Below are 17,632 nucleotides of genomic sequence, written 5' to 3' on the forward strand. Positions count from 1 at the left end.
CCTGCGCGAGCATCGACGCCAGATCGCTGCCGCCAGAGAATTTCTAAGCCGGCCAAGATCGTATCAGGACTAATCCCCGCGTTCTGCAACGCAAAGCCCCAAACCTCTCCAGATAGCGTCCGGGGCATCTGATAAATTCAGTCGAACCAACCTGATGCAACAGGCCGATGGATCGGCTGGCATCTCCTGCTCGCCGGCCATTCTAATGCCATTCGATTAAAATGCCCCTGTGTATATTAGCAATCGCTCAATTTGGCGCGTCAACAATGTCAGGGCGGTGGGTTAAAACCAAATGGGTGATGTCATGCGAAGCGACTTCGCCGCTGCGCGCGAGCTCTTGGAGTGTGCCCAAAACCGGCTCTGCGGCATGGACGAAACGAGCCAGCGCGTCAGCGAGGCACTCGACTCCCTGATTGAGGAAATAGCCATCGCGGAATTCCGCAAGGCGCCATTGACCGTCGTGCCGTTTCCACGCGCGCGGCCACCCAGGCATGCTCGGTAAAAGCGCCGACCGTGCCAATGTTGATGGGAAGTCAGCGCCTGAACGGCAAGCGCCTTATCGCGTCTATGAAGCGCTCGCGATGCTCCTAGCGAACCTTCTCGGTCAAACCGCAATCGCCGCCACCAGAATCCGATTCTGCCTTCGTATCGCGGTGCGCAATTCGGCAATCTTCGCCTCGTCGCGCTTCACAAATTCGATGAACATCATGTTCATGTTGTTGAACACCAATTCGCCCAAGGCCTGTCCATCGATATCCCGGCGCGCCAGGCCGAGCCCCTGCAGCCGGGCGATCAGGGCGCGGATCTGTTCGGTCAGCGCCCGGTCGAGCGCGGTATAGGCCTGGCCGAACGGGCTGTCGGGCAGCTGCGTCGAGATCGCCATCGCCTGCCGCCACATCTCCTTGCTGAGATAATGCAGCGAATGCTCGATGTAGATGCCTAGCAGGGTATCGAGCGCGTCGCCGACATTTGCCGGCGGGTTGGCGACGACGCCCTGCCCGGCTGTGAGCACCTCGTTGACCTCCATCGAGACGATGGCGCCGAGGATGTCGCCCTTGTTCTGGTAATAGTTGTAGATCGTGCCGACCGAGACCTCGGCCTGCGCGGCGATGGTCTCGATCTTGGCGCCTTCGTAGCCGGCATCGCGGAAAAGCTCCGCGGCTGCCTCGATAATGCGGCGGTGCCGATCCGCCTTTTGCCTTGCCCGCAATCCATTCATATCGGCTGTTTGCCACAAAAACAGAATTGACTCAATTTTAGAATTGGTTCAATTTTTGTCACAAGCCAAAAAGGCAAGGGAGAACACTCGATGTCTATCAATCCGAAGACCCCGAATTCAACGGCCAAGAATCCGCTTTCAGCTCTGAAGAGTCATCTCCACGCCGCGTGTGCTGCGACAGCACTGCTGCTGGCGACGGGCAGCTTCGCTCAGGCTGCGGATCTCAACGCCCTGATCTGGTGCGATCACGCCGATCCGGCGCTGCTGCAGCCTTTCGAGGAGGCCAATGATGTCAACGTCAATGTCAAGGAATTCGAGGGCACCGGCGCCGGTATGGCCATTGTCGAACAGTCGCAACCCGGCGACTGGGACGTGATGGTGATCGACTCGATCGACATACCGCGCGGTGTCGAAAAGGGTCTGTTCGAGCCGCTGCCCGAAGACAAGCTGCCGATGGCCGACCTCTTTCCTCAGGTGAAGATGGACAGATCCACCGTGGTCGACGGCAAGCGCTACGGCATCACCGAAAAATTCGGCTACAACACCATCGGCTACAACAAGACCAAGGTCGATCCGGCCGACATGCAGTCGATGACGGCGCTGACCGGCGACAAATACAAGGGCAAGATCGCCATCTACGACTATTACCTGCCGGTCATCGGCATGGCCGCACTGGCGATCGGCAAGAAGACCGCCGAGCTGACCGAAGCCGACCTTCCCGCCATCAAGGAAGAGCTGCTGAAGATGAAGGCCAACGCCAAGCTGGTCGGCGAGGTGACTGCCAGCCAGACCGCGCTGGCAACCGGCGAGGTCGACATTCTGGTCGGCGGCGGCGAATGGGTGACGGCCGGGCTGGCCAAGGAGAACCCTGCCCTCGATTTCTCAATCCCGAAAGAAGGTGCTGTGCTGTGGTCGCAGTCGCTGGCGATGTTCAAGGATTCCAAAAACAAGGACATGGCGCTGAAATTCATCCAGTACATCATGAGCCCTGAAGGCCAGGCGCGGCTCTCCACCTCGGCCTGCTATTGGGGCATGCCGGCGAATACCAAGGCGGCCCTGACGGATGAGCAGAGGAAGATCCTGCGCTTCGACGAGCAGCCGGATTTCCTCGCCCGCGCCCAGCCCTACCCGGCGCCGAACGCCGATCTCGACAAGAAGATGCAGGACGTCTGGACCGAAATGCTGCAGGCGCAGTGACCGGTCGCCGGTCGTGAGCGCTGCTGGAGACCCCTGGCGTGCCCTGCCCTGGGCGCTGGTCACGCCGGCGCTCGGCTGGACGCTGCTGTTCTTCATGCTGCCTTTTCTAGCCATGGGGTTTTCCAGCCTGACGGCGCATGATGGCGGCGGCTTCACCCTGTCCAACTACAGCCAGTTCTTCAACAATCCGGCCTATTGGCAAGCGATGGTGAACTCGCTGCAGGTCACCGCCATCGTCACCCTGATCTCGGTGCTGCTCGCCTACCCCTTCGCCTGGATCCTGGCCGAACAGGTGCCGGAGCGCTGGCAGCGGCTGGCGCTGATGTTGGCGGTGCTGCCGTTCTGGACCTCCTATGTCGTGCGCTCCTACTCCTGGCTGCTGGTGCTGGCGCAGAACGGCGTGATCAACCGTGCGCTGACCGGCTCCGGCCTGTTCAGCGAGCCGGTGCAGCTCGCCAACACACGGCTGGCCACGATCATCGGCTTCGTCCATTTCTTCGTCATGCTTTTGACGCTGACGATCTTCGCCAATCTGAAGCAGCTCAGTCCCAGCTACCGCAAAGCTGCCGCCGATCTCGGCGCCGGGCCGGTGCGCACGTTCCTGCATGTCGTCCTGCCGCTGACGTTGCCCGGCATCATTGTCGGCGCTTTTCTCACCTTCGTGCTGTGCATCGGCGACTACATCACGCCGCAGATCCTAGGCGGCAACAACGAGCTTTTGATGCCGCAGCTGGTCATGATGCAGATCGGCCGGCGCGGCGATTTTCCGCTCGCCTCGGCGCTGTCGATCATCCTGATGGCGGTTGTCACCGTCGCCTATCTCGCCTGCGCCCGCTGGCTGAAGATCGAGCGGGCCTGACCATGCGCGCTCTTGTCCGTATCACCTCGTGGATCTATGCCATAACCATTTATGGCTTCATCTTGCTGCCGGTGATCGTGCTGGTGCTGTTTTCGCTGCAGGCGACGTCGTTTCCGATCCCGCCCTTCACCGGGCCGTCGCTGCGCTGGTACGACGCAGTGCTCGCCGACACCCGGCTGACTTCGGCGCTGGTCAATTCGCTTCTAGTCGCAGCTATCTCCTCAGCTGTCGCCGTCACGCTGGGTTTCCTCTCCGCCTGGGGTTTTGCACGCTTCGCCCTGCCCGGCTCAGGCCTGCTGCGCGCGCTGATCACGCTGCCGCTGACGGTGAGCTATCTCATCATCGGCATGGGACTGCTGGTGCTGTTCAACTGGGCCGGCGTGCCAAAATCGCTGCTTGCCGCCGGCATCGGCCATGTCGTGATCAACCTGCCGCTGTGCTTTGCCATCATCTACAGCCAGATGGGCGACCACCAGATCAACATCGAGCGCGCCGCGCGCGACCTCGGCGCGCCCGAATGGAAGGTGCTGCTGCTGATCACAGTACCGGTGATGGCGCCGGCGATCTTCGCCGGCTTCTTCCTGTCGATGACCTTCTCCTGGGACGAATTCGTAATTTCCTTCCTGTTGACGCGCTTCGACACGACGCTGCCGGTCGAGATCTGGAACCTGCTGCGCTCCGGCCTCAATCCCAAGACCAACGCCGTCGGCTCGCTGGTCTTCGCCGTCTCCATCGTGCTGGTGGTGTTTTTTGAGCTGATGCTGTTGCACAGGAAGCCGGCATGACGGCGCCACTGGTCGATATAAGCTCCGTCTCGCACCGCTTCGGTCAACACACCGTGCTGAAGAACGTGTCGCTGCAAATCGAGCCGGGCAGCTACACGATCCTGCTCGGGCCGTCGGGCTCCGGCAAGACGACGCTGCTGTCCATTCTCGGCGGCTTCGTCACGCCGAGCGAAGGCAAGGTGCTGATCCGCGGCGAGGACTGCACCGCCGTGCCACCGGCGAAGCGGCCGACGACGACGGTGTTCCAGGACTATGCGCTGTTTCCGCATATGAGCGTCGGCGGCAATGTCGGTTTCGGCCTGCGCATGCAAGGCGTCGATGCCGCGACACGGGCCGCGCGGGCGCGCGAGGCGCTGGCGCTGGTCGGGCTGGCCACCGCTTTCGACAAAAAGCCGCACCAGCTTTCCGGCGGCCAGCGGCAGCGCGTCGCATTGGCCCGCGCCCTGGTGGTCGAGCCGGCCGTGCTGCTGCTCGATGAGCCGCTCGGCGCGCTCGACCTCAAATTGCGCCGGCAGATGCAGGACGAGCTAAAAGCGATCCAGAAGCGGGTCGGCACCGCCTTCATCCATGTCACCCACGACCAGGAAGAGGCAATGGCACTGGCCGACCATTGCGTGGTGATGAATGATGGGCGCATCGAGGACGAAGGGCCGCCAGAGCGCGTCTATGCGCGGCCGGCGACACGCTTTTCCGCGACGTTCATGGGCGAAAGCACGCTAATATCCGGAGCGGTGACGGCGGCTAAGGATGGAACAATCACTGTCGCTACGCAGGTCGGACCGCTTTCGCTGACCGGCACATTGCCGACCGGGACGGCTGTCGCCCTCGCCGTCCGTCCGGAACACCTTGTCCTCGGCGCGCCCGGCGGCGCCGTAGGGCTCGGCACAGCCAAGGTGAGCGACGTCGTGTTTCAAGGCAGCTTCAAGCGCGTGCTCGCCGTTTCTGCGCAGGACCCGGCGCTGCACTTCATCGCCAAGGTTCCCGCCGCTGGGGCCGTCCAGCCGGGCGACATCGTTGCGGTTTCGTGCGACGCTGGCGACATCATCCTTCTGGCGAGTTGAGCCCTGGGCGCGCTTTCGGTCATCGACGCTCCGAATTGGTATGAAACCATCCGCATGGGCGATGGCGTGACGCTGATCCACGAGCCGTGGATCAAGCCGTTCTTCCGCTGCAACATCTGGCATGTCCGCGGTCGCGACCGCGATCTTCTGTTCGACACCGGCCTTGGCCATTTCAGCCTGCGGCGCCACGTGCCGCTGGTGACGGAGCGAAGGATCATTTGCGTTGCCAGCCACACGCATTTCGACCATATCGGCTGCCATCACGAATTTCCGGACCGCTGCGTGCATCAGGCCGAGGCAGAAATCCTCGCCGATCCGCGCAATGAATGGACGGTTGCCGACCGCTACGCTACCGACGCAATGTTCGATGGAATGCCGCTAGGCTGGGACGCGGCGCGCTACCGGATCCTGCCGGGGCCGGCCGATCGCCTGCTCGGGCAAGGCGATGTCGTCGATCTCGGCGACCGTGCCTTCGAGGTAATCCACACCCCGGGTCATTCGCCCGGCGGCATCGCGATCTACGAGAGGAAGACCGGCATCCTGCTTTCCGGCGACATCGTCTATGACGGCCCGCTGATCGATGATATCTATCATTCCGCCGTCGACGACTATGTCGAAACGCTGCTACGGATGCGCGAGCTCGATGTCGCGGTCGTCCATGGCGGTCACTTCCCGAGCTTCGGCAAGGTGCGCTACCACCAGCTTATCGACGAGTATCTCGCACAAAAGCGGCAGGCCGGCTGTCATCTGCCGCAGGCGCGATAAGCACCGCTGTATCGCATCGCGAGAAGTGCTTGGCGAATTCACAACGCCCTTTGCGGGCACGGCGTGCCGGCGGCGTCGCCGCAGCGTGAAGCCGTGGGTTGGGGTCTCAAACTCGTCTCTTCCGACTGGCGCACCAGTTGGGCAAAGGCAAGAGCAAAACTTCCCAGCATCAGGACGATGATAATCAGGCGTGTTACCGGCAATAGATCGGTCCGACTGGCTGGCCCCCACGCCGCCCATCCACTGCCGGCTAACATGATCGATCCGGCTTTACGAGAGTTTAATCCTCATCTTAACCATCACATTCGCTTGTCACTCGACACAGTGCGCGAGCGTCTGACCGGCGCTCTTCCCGGCGCAGTCTCGAGGGGCAGCCCATGCCTCCTTTGCAGATTTGCCGGCCCATGCTAACCCGGCGCTGGCGCGGCCCCAGCCACCGGTCGCCATCAACCGTCGCCGTTGGGGAGCCATGAGCAAAGCCGCCAGCCGTTTCGCCTTCGTCTCGTCCGACACCGCCGACGCCAAGGCGGCGCTGGAGAGCCTGTCGGCGCGCTATGGCCAGGCGTCCATCGAGGATGCAGAGATCGTCGTCGCCCTCGGCGGCGACGGATTCCTGTTGCAGACCTTGCGCGACACGATGAGCACGGGAAAAAAAGTCTACGGCATGAACCGTGGCACCATTGGCTTCCTGATGAACGAGTATCGCGCCAGCGGTTTGACGGGACGCATCGCGGCGGCCGTTGCCGAAACGATCCGTCCGCTGGAGATGCAGGCGGTGACGGCAGAGGGCGAAACGATTTCAGCGCTGGCGATCAATGAGGTTGCGCTGTGGCGCCAGTCCTACCAGACGGCCAAGATCCGGATCACAGTCGACGGGCAAGTGCGGCTCGAGGACTTGAACTGCGATGGCGTGATGATCGCGACGCCGGCCGGCTCGACCGCCTACAATCTGTCCGCGCACGGGCCGATCCTGCCGCTCGACGCGCCGCTGCTGGCGCTGACCCCGGTCAGTCCGTTTCGCCCGCGCCGCTGGCGCGGCGCGCTGCTTTCCAACAAGGCGACCGTTCGTTTCGACATTCTGGAGGCGGAAAAGCGGCCGGTGAACGCCGCCGCCGACCACACCGAAGTGAAGGCCGTTACCTCGGTGACGGTGCGAGAATCGCCAACGGTGACGGCGACGCTGCTGTTCGATCCGAGCCACTCGTGGAACGAGCGTATTCTTGCCGAACAGTTCCGTTACTGAGCCGGTACAGCGACGGGCAGCTCGATTAAGCATCGCGATTAAGGTTACGACTTCACAATCACACCATTCCCCGCCCGTTTCTGTTGACAAATCGTGGGCTTGCGCCTACCTGCAATACCAATCTTGCAGGCGCGCGGCGCTTGCCGCGACTGCTTATGTTGCGCCCCCGAACCAGCCAAAGACAGCCAAACTTGTCCTCAGACACCCAGATCGCTCAAGAAGCGTTGACCTTCACAGACCTCGGCCTGTCGCCGAAGGTCCTTTCCGCAGTCACCGATGCCGGTTACAGCGAACCGACGCCTATCCAGGCCGGCGCCATACCGCACGCCTTGCTCGGCAAGGATATTTTGGGCATCGCCCAGACCGGCACGGGCAAGACGGCCTCGTTCGTGCTGCCGATGCTGACCCGGCTTGAAAAGGGCCGGGCCCGGGCCCGCATGCCGCGCACGCTGATCCTCGAGCCGACGCGCGAGCTTGCCGCGCAGGTCGAAGAGAATTTCATCAGATACGGCAAGAACCACAAGCTCAACATCGCGCTGCTGATCGGCGGCGTGTCGTTCGACGAGCAGGACAAGAAGCTGGAGCGCGGCGCCGACGTGCTGATCGCGACGCCCGGCCGCCTGCTCGACCACCGCGAGCGCGGAAAGCTTCTGCTCAACGGCGTCGAGATCCTGGTCATCGATGAGGCCGATCGCATGCTCGATATGGGCTTCATTCCCGACATCGAGCGCATCTGCGAGATGATCCCGTTCACGAGGCAGACGCTGTTCTTCTCGGCGACGATGCCGCCTGAGATCACCAAGCTCACCGAGAAATTCCTGCACGCGCCGGTGCGCGTCGAGGTTTCGAAGGCCGCGTCCGCCGCCACAAACATCATCCAGCGGCTGGTGAAATCCGGCTCGAAACCCTGGGACAAGCGCGAGACGCTGCGCAATCTGATAAAGGCCGAGGATGCGGAGCTGAAGAACGCCATCATCTTCTGCAACCGCAAGATCGAGGTCTCGGAGCTTTTCCGCTCGCTGCTGAAATATGATTTCGACGCCGGCGCGCTACATGGCGACATGGACCAGCGCGCGCGCATGCAGATGCTGGCCAATTTCCGTGACGGCAAACTGCGCTACCTCGTTGCGTCGGACGTTGCGGCGCGCGGCCTCGACATCCCCGATGTCAGCCACGTCTTCAATTACGACGTGCCGATCCATGCCGAGGACTATGTCCACCGCATCGGCCGCACCGGCCGCGCCGGACGCTCGGGCAAATCCTTCACCATCGCCACCAAGTCAGACACCAAATACATCGACGCGATCGAACGGCTGATCGGCAACAAGATCGAGTGGCATGACGGCGATCTGTCGACCGTCGTCGCCAGCGAGGGCGGAGAGGACGATGCTCCCCGCCGTGGCCGCGGCGCCCCGCGCCGCGCCGGCCGCAAGGACGATGACCGCAAGGACAGGGGCGAACGCAAGCCACGCGAACGCCACGCCAAACAAAGCGAAGCTGCAGCACCGGATGTGGCGCGCGAGGAACAGCCAGTGGCGGCCGAGACCGCGGTCGCCGATGCCGGTGAGCGGCGCGCGCGCAAGGAAGCGATCCGCTCGGAAAATAGCGAGCGCCAAGCTTCGCCCGAACGCAAGGCTGCGCCCGATCGCAATCGCAACGAACAGCGTGCGCCGGAACGTGGCGACACCAGGCCGCAGCGCGACGGCAATCTCCCTGCCCGCCATCGCCAGGAAGACAATGACGCGACCGTCGGATTCGGCGACGACATGCCCGCCTTCATGCGCATCGTCGCCAAGGTCTGATCGCAGCAGAAATTCTCAAATACCAACAAGAACGGTCCCTTGCGGGGCCGTTTTCATGTTCGATATTTGCTTTGCTCAGGTGAGGCGCGAAACTCTGTTTTGACGTGCCGATTTTAGGCGCGGTCGGCCGCCGCCGCGTTAAAAGCAATCAGAGGCGTTCGCCGAATCCGATGCCCCTCGAGGCGGTCGACCGCGCTCTGTCGTCTCGTCTGATCCGGCAGCTACAGGTTTTTGAGCTCCAGGCGGGGTGCCAACATATCCAGAAACGCGCGAACTTTGGCCGAAGATGACCTGCCTTCCGGCCACACGGCGTGTATCGGCACCGGCACCGGCTCGAATTCGGTTAAGGCCAGATCTAAGCGACCATCGTCTACCAAATGCCTTATCTGCCAAAGGGGCGAGTAGCCCAAACCCAATCCGTGAACTGCGGCTGCATAGATCGATACCATCAAATTGGAGCGAAAACTGCCAGCCACTTTCACCGGCCGAGGTTTCCCTTCAATTTGAAACATCCATTCACCTGGACGCTGGTCGGTGGTTCGAACGATGCAACTGTGCTTGCTCAGTTCAAAGGGATGGGTCGGTTGGCCGTGGCGTTCAAAGTAGGAAGGGGCGCCGAACACGACGCGCCGCAACGCGCCCAAGCGTCTGGCTCGCAAGCTGGAATCCGGCAAATTGCCGATCCGCACTGCCAAATCGAGACCCTCGGCACCAAGGTCGACAAATTCATCAGAAAGCTGGAGGTCAACCTCGACCCGCGGATACATGCGCATGTAGTCGGCGATGACAGGCATAAGGAAATCCGGGCCGAATAGAACTGGCGCGCTCACGCGCAGGATGCCTGATGGTTCCGATCTCTGGTTGGCGGCTTGGAGTCTTGCTTCGTTTATTTCGTCGATGGCAGGTTTGATGCGGCGGAAAAACGCCGCTCCGGCTTCGCTTGGTGTCGAGCGGCGCGTCGTTCTCTGTACAAGCTCGACCCCGACGGATTCTTCCAGCGTCGCCAAAGACCGGCTGATCGATTGAAGTGAGCGGTTCAGCCGGCGTGCGGCGGCCGTCAGACTTCCATGCTCGACGATTGCCATGAAAGCTTCAAAATCATCTATCCGGCTCATGGCTTCTCCATTTTCTCTCGAAAATCGAGAGAAACTATCGCAAATCCAAACAATTGTAACGGTGTTCGCGGCCTTATATTCCCTAGACGAAATCCCGAAAGGGCAACTTTGTCGAAGGAAATTGTCATGCGAGCACCCGCTCCAACCGTCCTGGTCGTGGGCGCAACAGGCCGATTTGCCGGACTTGTCGTGCCTGAACTTATCCGCCGCAATGCCAGTGTTCGAGCACTCATTCGCGACCCCGAGAACGCCGAAAAGGCCCGGAGACTCGGGGCATCCGAGGTCGTGACCGGCAATTTGCGCAACCCTCAGAGTCTCGAAAATGCCGTCGAGGGCGTCGACGGCGTCTTTCACATCGGACCGGCCTTTGCCCCCGATGAAGCATGCATGGGCGTTGCCATGGTTGAGGCTGCAGCACGGGCAGGCGTTCGAAAAATTCGCCTTCTCGTCGGTGATCCAGCCGACCAATACGAGGCTCAAAAATCACGCGAGCAAGGTGCCGGTCGAGGATGCTCTCTACTCGACGAATATGGAATACACCATTCTGCATCCTGCCAATTTCATGCAGAATATAGCAGCCGCCTGGCCGTCCGTCGTCAGGGATGGCGTTTTCTCGGAACCGTTTCCAAAGACAGCAAAGCTGGCGCGTGTCGATTACCGCGATGTCGCTGAAGTGGCAGCGATCGCTTTGACCGAAGCGCGGTTGTCTTATGCGACCCTTGAGCTGTGCGCGGACGGTATGCATAGCCGGGAAGAGATTGCTTCAATGATGAGCGAGGAGCTGGGTCGCCCTCTCTCTGCTGGCGAGCCGACTTTTGGCGAGTGGGCAGAGAATGCCCGCCTTCCCTACGACGACCGCCAATTGCAGCTGCTGGCTAAAGTCCATGACCATTACGCCAAATATGGCCTCGGCGGAAACAGTCTGACGTTGCGCGCCGCGTTGGGCCGCGAGCCGCGTTCGCTACGAAGCTTTATTCGGGAACTGGCCCTGCAAACGGCACAGATCGCCTGACCGCGCTCATAAACATTTTCTGATTGGAGATATCCATGAAAGCATCACCGCAAAAGACATTGAAGCTGAGAAAACTGCCGCCTTCCTACAGTGCAGTGATAATGCCGTTCGTTCTCTCAATCCTCATGACCTGCATCATCTCGGCGGTTTCGACCGCAATCGGCACGGGTTGGACGAACGGTTTCGTAGCAACCTGGTCATACGCATGGGGCGTATCATGGCTTGTTGCGTTTCCGAGCCTGCTGATTGTCCTTCCGATCGTGCGCCGGATCGTTGCGGCAATTGTCGATCAGCCGGTCCGACCCTAATCCAGAACCCAAACAGAAACGGCCCCTTGCGGGGCCGTCTTCATGTTCGATGCCGGCTTGCTCAGGTGAGCGGTGAAAGCTGGATCTCGACGCGGCGGTTCTGAGCACGGCCGGCGGCCGTCGCGTTGGAAGCGATCGGACGCGTCTTGCCGAAGCCAGTGACGGCGAAGCGGCGGGAATCGACGCCCTGCCCGGACAGATAGTTGGCAACGGCCAGCGCGCGGCGCTGCGACAGGTCGAAATTGTGTGCGTCGCCACCGGTCGAGTCGGTGTGGCCGAACACGTCGACGGTGGTCTGCCGGAACTTGTTCAGCACAAGTGCGACCGAATTCAGCACTTGATAAAAGCCGGGCTTCACCGCGTCCTGGTCGACGTTGAAGGTGATGTCGGACGGCATGTTGAGGATGATCTGGTCGCCGGTGCGGGTGACGCTGACGCCGGAGCCCTGAAGCTGCCGGCGTAGTTCGGCCTCGTTCTGGTCCATCGTGGCGCCGATGGCGCCGCCGGCGAGCGCGCCGACGCCAGCGCCGATCAGCGCATTACGGCGATCGTTGCCGCCGGCAAGCAGGCCGAGCCCCGCACCAGCCAGCGCGCCGATGCCGGCACCGGCAGCAGTGTTGGAAACTTTCTGCTCTCCGGTGTACGGATCGGTTGTGGTGCAGGCACTCACGAGCACAGCCGTCGCCACGGCGACGAGCACAGTCTTTTTCATCGGGTAATCCCTCTCCAGTCCGCGGTCCCACCGGTGGCGCGCCGCATCAGCCCTTCCGCTGCATCGGCCCGAAAATCATCGATTCGGAAAGTACGATGCATAGATTCAAAGTCTTAGAGCGTATTTTGTGCGTCCAAGTGGACGCACGTCGCTCTAATGTCTTGTAGCATGAAATGCGGCGAAAAATGGAACGGGAAAAGCGGCGGGCTATGGCTTTTCCCGGTCAATTCCACGGCCTCGGTATTGCGCAATTCTGATCGGCTACCAGAGATTATCGGCTACCAGAGATTCTTCCCGTCGATGATTACGACCTCGACCTGATCGAGGTCGAAATCGTCGAACAGGCGCGAATTAACGCTGATTTTCGGATTGTCGAAATCCGGCTTGCCGGTCGACCAGTCCGGCGTTTCGGTGAAGGTGCCGCAGCCGCAGGTGGCGCAGAAACCGTGTTTGATCGTTTTCGACCCCCACCGGTAGAACGAGACATTCTTAAGCGGGCTGGTGAGCTTGAATTGCGACGGCGTGTAGTAGGCCCATAACGAGCCGCGCTTCGAGCAGAAGGAGCAGGTGCATTGCGTTACGGTTTGCGGCGCTTCCGAAACTTCGAACGTCGTCGCCCTGCAGTGGCAGCTTGCCTTTATGGTCATGAACGCCTCCCTCACGATTGCCTCCCGCCCGCACGGCAAGACAAACATAGAGAGACGTTTCCGACAACTGCCTGTCAGCAGACTTACTTGCCAGCGTCGGAGGCGTGGAACGCTTCAATGCCTGTCGTTACCCCAAAACCGCTGTGCATCCCGGGTCAGCCATGGTTCAGGCCCTTGGGGCAAGCTTTTGGGCGACACGCATTAAAACGATGACGGTGGCACGAACAGGCAGATGGTCTTTCCGTCATTGGCGCCGGCGACCGAGCACCAGTGATATTCGCCATCTGGCGAATTCTTGATCCGTGCATCGCTGTAGGCCACGACCTCGCCTGTCCCTTTGATGACATAGCCCTCCGGACGCTCGCTGATCGACGTCTGCGAGACCGCGCGGCAATCATAGCCAGAACAACAGGAGAATGGGTAACTCCAGCCTTGCGGCCTCGCTGCAGTCGGCGTGGCGTCGTGCGCCAAAGCCGGCGCTGCAAATGCAATGATGGCGGCCGTCAGAGCCACCACCGCAATGTTTGAATTCAGGGGGCGGCGCGCCGTCTGGACGGCTGAGGCCGATCGGGTCTTGAGAGCAGGCATGGGCGCAATTCCTATCAACGAGTTATCAAGCGTTTCGCTTGCCCGTTCCCAGAACGTGTCTTCCCAGTGGCCGGATCGTAAGGTCGCAGATACGCCGCGTCCGGCCATAAATGCTTTTTTCCCCCCAGCCTTCGGATGCTGGGCTGATTCCTTTGTTGGCGCAAGAAATTGCTGTGCAGACCGAGCGCCGACATCTGCAGCCGGAACCAGCCTGCCGGGGTTGGCGACAGTGACTTCACCAACCCCGGCAGATGGGATCGCAGGTAACGAGATTCAGCTCGCAGTGGTTCCGGGCTAGGCGCCGGCAGGCCAGCAACATCTAGCCCGAAGGTAGAAGTCGTTGTGGAAAATTGGATGAAAAAACAAAGCCGTAAAGCGACCGCTCAATTAGAGTGAGAGCCTGTTACTCTAGCGTGATGTTCCTGCTGCTTTGGCGGTAGGAGCTTCAGTCGATATCGGCCACCACTTCGCCGGCGCCGCCCTCGATGCGCTGCGACAGCGACGCCTCCATGAAATCGTCGAGGTCGCCGTCCAGCACGCTCGACGGGCTTGTGCTCTCGACGCCAGTGCGCAGATCCTTCACCAGCTGATAGGGCTGCAGAACGTAGGAGCGGATCTGGTGGCCCCAGCCTATATCGCTTTTCGACGCTTCGGTGGCGTTCGCCACCGCCTCGCGCTTCTTCAGCTCTTCCTCGTAGAGCCGCGAGCGCAGCATCTCCCAGGCCTTCGCTTTGTTCTTGTGCTGAGAGCGCTCGGCCTGGCAGGCGACCGCGATGCCGGTGGCGAGATGGGTGATGCGGACCGCCGAATCGGTGGTGTTGACGTGCTGACCGCCCGATCCGGACGAACGATAGGTGTCGATGCGAACATCCGATTCGGAAACGTCGATCTCGATCGTATCGTCGATCACGGGGTAGACCCAGACGCTGGCAAAGGACGTGTGGCGGCGCGCATTGCTGTCGTAGGGCGAAATACGCACGAGACGATGAACGCCGGATTCCGTCTTCAGCCAGCCATAGGCGTTGTGGCCCTTGATCAGGAGGGTGGCGGATTTGATGCCGGCCTCTTCGCCGTCATGCACTTCCAGCACCTCGACCTTGAAGCGGCGCCGCTCGGCCCAACGCGTGTACATGCGCAGGAGCATCGAGGCCCAGTCCTGGCTTTCGGTGCCGCCTGCGCCCGCATGAATTTCGAGGTAGGTGTCGTTGGCGTCCGCCTCGCCCGACAGCAGCGTCTCGATCTGGCGGGCCTTGGCTTCGCCGCGCATCGAGCGGATCGCCGCTTCCGCCTCGGCGACGACGCTCTCGTCGCCTTCTTCCTCGCCAAGCTCGATCAGGCCGATATTGTCTTCCAGCGCCTGGGTGAGGCCTTTGACCGCGGCGATGCCCTCCTCGAGGCCCTGGCGCTCACGCATCAGCTTCTGCGCCTCCAGCGGTTCGTTCCAGAGGCTCGAATCCTCGGCACGCACATTCAGGTATTCAAGCCGCTTTATGGCTTGATCCCAGTCAAAGATGCCTCCTCAGCAGGGTTATCGCCTGCCTGATTTCGTCGACAATGTTCTGCGTTTCCGCGCGCATGGCTGGTCGTCCTGTCCTGTGCTGAAATGGTGCCCTGTTGCTTAAACAGAGCTGGGTTGGCGCGATACATAGGGACGGCACCGCAACCTGTAAAGCGAAATGGGCCGGCTCGAAAGCCGGCCCAGAACACCATGTCCTATGTCAATATAGCCCGCCGCCGCCGGACTGGATGGCTTGGTTGGCCTGTGGCGACAGCGCGCCGCCGGAGGCGTTGGAGCCGTCCGCACCCATGCCGATCACCCAATAGCTGTCGGCGGGGCCGGTGCCCGGCTTGAAAGCTTCGATAAAGGCGCCAGCGTCGCCTGGGTTGGCAGCCATGCCGGTCTTGCGATTGATGGCGATCAGCTTCATGCCTTCGGGAACCTGGAAATCGACATTGGGCGTGCCGTCCAGCGCCACGCGCATGAAGTCCTTGAAGATTGGCGCGGCGAGGCCGCCGCCGGTCGCACCCTTGCCAAGACCTTTCGGCTGATCGTAGCCCATGTAAAGGCCGACAACGAGATTGGGTGTGTAGCCGATGAACCAGGTATCCTTCTCGTCGTTTGTCGTTCCGGTCTTGCCGGCGATGTGGCGGCCGAGTTCGGCGACGGTGGCGCCGGTACCGCGCTCGACGACGCCCTCCATCATCGAGGTGATCTGATAGGCGGTCATCGGATCGAGCACCTGCTCGGAATTGTCGACCAGTTCCGGCTCAGGCTGGTTCTGCCATTCGGCGGCGTTGCAATTTTCGCAGCCGCGTTCGTCCTGCCTGTACACCGTCTTGCCGTAGCGATCCTGGATGCGGTCGATCAGCGTCGGCTTGATCGACTTGCCACCGTTGGCCATGATCGAATAAGCCGACACCATGCGCATCACGGTCGTCTCGCCCGAACCGAGCGCCATCGGCAGATACGGCGCCAGACGGTCATAGACGCCGAAGCGCTCGGCATATTCGGCGACCAGCTTCATGCCCATATCGTTGGCAAGGCGCACAGTCATCAGATTGCGCGACCTCTCGATGCCGGACCGCAAGGTCGCCGGGCCAGCTGTCCTTCCATCGTAGTTCTTCGGCGTCCAGGTCGTGTTGCCGCTCTTGATGGTGATCGGGCCGTCCATGATCACCGAAGCCGGCGTATAGCCATTGTCCAGGGCGGCCGAATAGACGATCGGCTTGAACGACGAACCCGGCTGCCGCATCGCCTGCGTGGCACGGTTGAATTCGGATTGCGAGTAGGAGAACCCGCCGACCATGGCCAGAACACGGCCGGTATGCGGATCCATGGCGATCATGCCACCTTCCACTTCGGGGGCCTGGCGCAGGATATAGGCCCCGTCCGCACCCTCTTTCTTCTGCACGAAGATAACGTCGCCCGGCTTCAGCACGTCCGCCGGCGATTTGGCCTTGACGGTCTTGCCGTCGACCACATGACGCATGGCGAAGCTCATGTCGTCGCGGCTGACGGTGCCTTCGATGCGATCCTTGACGAGTTCGCCCGAGATCTGCCGGGTCGGCCGAAGGCCGATGGACAGGCCGCTCTCCGAGCTGTCGAGCACGACGGCGAGCGACCATTCGGGCACGTCGTCCAGTCCCTTGACTTCGCTCAAAGGCACGCCCCAGTCGCCGGATACGCTGATGGTCTTCACCGGCCCGCGATAGCCGCGCAGCGTATCGAACTTCATCAGGCCGTTCTGCATGGCTTTGCGGGCGATGAGCTGCATCTTGGGATCGAGCGTCGTACGGACCGACAGGCCGCCCTCGTAGAGCGCATTCTCGCCGTAGCGCGCGCTGATCTGGCGACGCACTTCCTCGGTGAAGTATTCGCCGGCGAACAGATAGGTGCCGGAGCGGCGTGGCTTGACGCCGAGCGGCTCGGCCTTGGCCTTGGCGCCTTCCTCTCGGGTGACGTAGCCGTTGTCGACCATCTGGTCGATGACCCAATTGCGGCGCTCGATGGCGCGGTCGGCATATTTGAAGGGGTGATAGTTGGAGGGACCCTTCGGCAAAGCCGCCAGATAGGCCGCCTCCGCCACGGTGAGTTCATTCACCGCCTTGTCGAAATAAGTAAGCGCTGCGCCGGCGACGCCATAAGCGCCGAGCCCGAAGAAAATCTCGTTAAGGTAGAGCTCGAGAATGCGATCCTTCGAATAGGCCTGCTCGATGCGGAAGGCGAGGATCATCTCCTTGATCTTGCGCTCGTAGGTCTGGTCCGAGGACAACAGGAAGTTTTTCGCCACCTGCTGGGTGATCGTCGAGGCGCCGACCTGGCGCTTGCCCGAGCCGAAATTCTGCAGATTGACCATGACTGCGCGGCCAAGGCCGGTCATGTCGATGCCGGGGTGATTGTAGAAATTCTTGTCCTCGGCAGACAGGAACGCCGCCTTGACACGATCCGGCACTGCCTGGATCGGCAAATACAGGCGCCGCTCGCGCGCATATTCGGCCATCAGCGCACCGTCGGACGCATGGATGCGGGTCGTCACCGGCGGTTCATACTTGGCCAGCACCTCGTAGTCGGGCAGATCCTTCGACAAATGGCTGATATAGATCGCCACGCCCGCCGCGACCAAAAGGGCCAGCGCCGTGCCGATGCCGAAGAAATAGCCAATGAGACGAATCATGCCCGCTCCAGTCCTTGGTTCGGGAATTTCCTAAACGAAGCCGCCTTTCGCGCAGCTTTCGAGACGATCCCGACCGGTAATCGAAAACCCATGTCGCCACCATGTGGGCAAAATGCGGCAGCCTGGAATTTCGGCTTCGAATGG

16 protein-coding genes and 1 pseudogene are annotated in these 17,632 nt (G+C 61.4%); 10 read left to right on the plus strand and 7 right to left on the minus strand.

Annotated features, from left to right (window positions below; translation table 11 throughout):
* Positions 1-604: 604 nt before the first annotated feature.
* Positions 605-1,219, minus strand: coding sequence for a TetR/AcrR family transcriptional regulator (locus EN807_RS28345; protein WP_127317397.1), 615 nt, complete (start codon positions 1,217-1,219; stop codon positions 605-607).
* 90 nt (positions 1,220-1,309) lie between these two features.
* Here EN807_RS28345 and EN807_RS28350 point away from each other — a divergent pair, with 90 nt between their 5' ends.
* The 7 genes from EN807_RS28350 to EN807_RS28385 all read left to right on the plus strand — a co-directional run bounded on the left by EN807_RS28350 (position 1,310) and on the right by EN807_RS28385 (position 8,931).
* Positions 1,310-2,416 (plus strand): spermidine/putrescine ABC transporter substrate-binding protein, encoded by a 1,107-nt coding sequence (locus EN807_RS28350; protein ID WP_135937583.1) that lies wholly within the window; start codon positions 1,310-1,312, stop codon positions 2,414-2,416.
* Positions 2,417-2,510: 94 nt separating this feature from the next.
* Positions 2,511-3,275 carry an ABC transporter permease gene (locus tag EN807_RS28355; RefSeq protein WP_348640271.1) on the plus strand — a complete coding sequence of 255 codons (765 nt, stop codon included), beginning with the start codon at positions 2,511-2,513 and terminating at the stop codon, positions 3,273-3,275.
* A gap of 2 nt (positions 3,276-3,277) precedes the next feature.
* Complete coding sequence (locus EN807_RS28360) at positions 3,278-4,060, plus strand: ABC transporter permease (protein WP_135937585.1); 783 nt, start codon at positions 3,278-3,280, stop codon at positions 4,058-4,060.
* Complete coding sequence (locus tag EN807_RS28365) at positions 4,057-5,121, plus strand: ABC transporter ATP-binding protein (RefSeq protein WP_135937586.1); 1,065 nt, start codon at positions 4,057-4,059, stop codon at positions 5,119-5,121. Before EN807_RS28360 ends, EN807_RS28365 begins: the two co-directional genes overlap by 4 nt.
* A gap of 3 nt (positions 5,122-5,124) precedes the next feature.
* On the plus strand, positions 5,125-5,886 hold the full coding sequence (locus EN807_RS28370; protein WP_135937587.1) for an MBL fold metallo-hydrolase: 762 nt from the start codon (positions 5,125-5,127) through the stop codon (positions 5,884-5,886).
* A gap of 469 nt (positions 5,887-6,355) precedes the next feature.
* Positions 6,356-7,129, plus strand: coding sequence for an NAD kinase (locus tag EN807_RS28380; RefSeq protein WP_135937588.1), 774 nt, complete (start codon positions 6,356-6,358; stop codon positions 7,127-7,129).
* Between the two features lie 191 nt (positions 7,130-7,320).
* Complete coding sequence (locus EN807_RS28385) at positions 7,321-8,931, plus strand: DEAD/DEAH box helicase (protein WP_189522595.1); 1,611 nt, start codon at positions 7,321-7,323, stop codon at positions 8,929-8,931.
* A gap of 221 nt (positions 8,932-9,152) precedes the next feature.
* Here the strand turns inward: EN807_RS28385 and EN807_RS28390 are convergent, their stop codons facing one another.
* Positions 9,153-10,046 carry a LysR family transcriptional regulator gene (locus EN807_RS28390; protein WP_135937589.1) on the minus strand — a complete coding sequence of 298 codons (894 nt, stop codon included), beginning with the start codon at positions 10,044-10,046 and terminating at the stop codon, positions 9,153-9,155.
* 126 nt (positions 10,047-10,172) lie between these two features.
* Here EN807_RS28390 and EN807_RS37500 point away from each other — a divergent pair.
* The 3 genes and pseudogenes from EN807_RS37500 to EN807_RS28400 form a co-directional block, all read left to right on the plus strand.
* Positions 10,173-10,430, plus strand: a pseudogene (locus EN807_RS37500) (NmrA family NAD(P)-binding protein); the annotation flags it as partial.
* Positions 10,423-11,058 (plus strand): NmrA family NAD(P)-binding protein, encoded by a 636-nt coding sequence (locus tag EN807_RS28395; protein ID WP_281405224.1) that lies wholly within the window; start codon positions 10,423-10,425, stop codon positions 11,056-11,058. The pseudogene EN807_RS37500 and the gene EN807_RS28395, both read left to right, overlap by 8 nt.
* A 35-nt stretch (positions 11,059-11,093) precedes the next feature.
* The gene (locus EN807_RS28400; RefSeq protein ID WP_065008698.1) at positions 11,094-11,366 is read left to right on the plus strand and encodes a DUF2798 domain-containing protein; all 273 of its coding nucleotides are present in this window, start codon (positions 11,094-11,096) and stop codon (positions 11,364-11,366) included.
* Between the two features lie 61 nt (positions 11,367-11,427).
* On the opposite strand, the gene EN807_RS28405 is transcribed toward EN807_RS28400, so the two are convergent.
* The 5 genes from EN807_RS28405 to EN807_RS28425 all read right to left on the minus strand — a co-directional run bounded on the left by EN807_RS28405 (position 11,428) and on the right by EN807_RS28425 (position 17,488).
* Complete coding sequence (locus EN807_RS28405) at positions 11,428-12,078, minus strand: OmpA family protein (RefSeq protein ID WP_135937590.1); 651 nt, start codon at positions 12,076-12,078, stop codon at positions 11,428-11,430.
* A 278-nt stretch (positions 12,079-12,356) separates the two neighbouring features.
* The gene (locus tag EN807_RS28410) at positions 12,357-12,725 is read right to left on the minus strand and encodes a GFA family protein (RefSeq protein WP_127317387.1); all 369 of its coding nucleotides are present in this window, start codon (positions 12,723-12,725) and stop codon (positions 12,357-12,359) included.
* Positions 12,726-12,926: 201 nt separating this feature from the next.
* Positions 12,927-13,313, minus strand: a complete 387-nt coding sequence (locus EN807_RS28415) for a hypothetical protein (RefSeq protein ID WP_135937713.1) — start codon at positions 13,311-13,313, stop codon at positions 12,927-12,929.
* 445 nt (positions 13,314-13,758) lie between these two features.
* A protein-coding gene (gene prfB / locus EN807_RS28420) for a peptide chain release factor 2 (RefSeq protein ID WP_135937591.1) occupies positions 13,759-14,890 on the minus strand; the annotation gives its coding sequence in 2 pieces (ribosomal slippage) (positions 13,759-14,823 and positions 14,825-14,890; 1,131 coding nt in all).
* A 141-nt stretch (positions 14,891-15,031) separates the two neighbouring features.
* Positions 15,032-17,488, minus strand: a complete 2,457-nt coding sequence (locus tag EN807_RS28425; protein ID WP_135937592.1) for a penicillin-binding protein 1A — start codon at positions 17,486-17,488, stop codon at positions 15,032-15,034.
* Between the last annotated feature and the right edge of the window lie 144 nt (positions 17,489-17,632).

Origin of the sequence: Mesorhizobium sp. M5C.F.Ca.ET.164.01.1.1 (assembly GCF_004792125.1) — a bacterium.
GTDB lineage: Bacteria > Pseudomonadota > Alphaproteobacteria > Rhizobiales > Rhizobiaceae > Mesorhizobium > Mesorhizobium wenxiniae.